1 protein-coding gene is annotated in these 488 nt (G+C 68.0%); it reads left to right on the top strand.

The window, feature by feature from the left end:
- The coding region (locus tag A3728_RS14005; protein WP_201722330.1) for a phosphate ABC transporter permease family protein at positions 1-488 on the top strand (488 nt) is incomplete at both ends.

The following is a 488-nucleotide window of genomic DNA, read 5'->3' as shown; positions in this document are numbered from 1 at the left end:
CGCCGACTTCATTCCTTGCCATCCTATTACGGCTATGCCGCCGCGATGCTCACGGCGGTTCCGGCGCTGCTGGTCCTTGCGGTCTGGCTGATCGTGCAGCCTTGGCTCGTCCAGATGCAGGTGGCACAGACGATCCCGGCGGCCAGCGTGCCCGAAGGATCATCCGTCGAACTGGTAATGACGGACGTGCGCCGCGTTTCCGACGGGATCACCCTGCTGCGGGCGGACGGGCGGCTGTCCGACGCCGATCTGGCCGATGGCGCACGTGCCGTCGAAACGCTGCCCGCGCTCCTGTCTGACGCGGGCATCGCCCTTGGCGGAACGTTGGAGCCGGCAATCGTCGAGGCTGCCCAGCAGCACGCAAGGCTCAGGGCGCTGGGGCATGCGGGCCGCAGCCTCGTGGTACTGGTGCTGGCCATCGCGGGGCTTGTTGCGGCGCTGCGCATGACCGACCCGACCTTCCGGGCGCGCAATACTGTTGAAAGCGG

This window comes from Sulfitobacter sp. HI0040 (assembly GCF_001634885.1).
GTDB lineage: Bacteria > Pseudomonadota > Alphaproteobacteria > Rhodobacterales > Rhodobacteraceae > Sulfitobacter.
This window is presented reverse-complemented; position numbering and strand designations above follow the sequence as displayed.